The organism is Pseudomonas sp. EGD-AK9 (assembly GCF_000465935.2).
Lineage (GTDB): Bacteria > Pseudomonadota > Gammaproteobacteria > Pseudomonadales > Pseudomonadaceae > Aquipseudomonas.
In genome coordinates, this window is the sequence record NZ_AVOF01000672.1 from 1 (window position 1) to 916 (window position 916).

Here is a 916-nt window from a genome sequence, read left to right on the forward strand (position 1 = left end):
TGCGCGCCAACCTGCAGCGCCTGCAGTGGGCCGCCGGCAGCGTGCGCGGCAAGCTGTCCCAGGCCAACTGGCAGGCGCTGGTCGAGCTGCAGCGCGAGGCGCAGGCGCTGGAGGGCCAGCCGGCCGACTTCGGCGAGCTGCTGGATTTCCTCAACCGCCTGCTGATGTCGCTGGCGGCGCTGTCCGGCTTCGCCCTCGACGACATGACCCGCGACGACGGCTGGCGCTTTCTCATGCTCGGCCGCTGCATCGAGCGCCTGCAGTTTCTCTGCGACGCCTTCGCCGGCTTCCTGCGCAGCGGCGCCGCCACCGACCAGTCGGCGCTGGAGTGGCTGCTGGAGCTGGGCAACAGCAGCATCACCTACCGCACCCGCTACCTGGCATCGGCGCAGCTGATCCCGGTGCTCGACCTGCTGCTGCTGGACGAACAGAACCCGCATGCGGTGATCTTCCAGCTGCGCACGCTGCTGCGTTCGCTGCAGCGCCTCGACGAGCGCTTCGAACTGCCGGCGCAGCTGCCGCTGCAGGAACTGGAGGCGCAGCTGGCCGGCTTCGACCTGGCCTGCCTGGAGAACTCCTTGTTCGGTCCCGGCAGCATTCGCGCCGTGCTCGAAGGCCTGGCCGATCTGCTCGCCGCCATCAGCCAGGCCGCCGGCACGGTCTCCGATCAGCTCGGCCTGCGCTTCTTCGTCCATGTCGACGCCAGCCAGCGGACGCAATCCTCATGAGCAGCGCGCTGTACCAGATTCTCCACGACACCCATTACCGCTACTCGGCGCCGGTCTCGCTGGCCCAGCAGCTGGCGCACCTGTGGCCGCGCGACTGCCCCTGGCAGCGCTGTCACGAGCGCGAGCTGCGCATCGCGCCGCAGCCCTGCCAGCGCCGCGACGGCCTGGATGTGTTCGGCAATCCGCTG

At 69.9% G+C, this 916-nt stretch carries 2 protein-coding genes; both read left to right on the forward strand.

Features of this window, described 5'->3' with window-relative positions:
* Positions 1 to 728 (forward strand): alpha-E domain-containing protein (locus N878_RS22485; protein ID WP_021445764.1); only part of this gene is annotated, 728 nt, incomplete at its 5' end.
* Positions 725 to 916, forward strand: a 192-nt coding sequence (locus N878_RS22490; protein ID WP_031303783.1) for a transglutaminase N-terminal domain-containing protein, incomplete at its 3' end; no start/stop codon positions are given. The genes N878_RS22485 and N878_RS22490, both read left to right, overlap by 4 nt.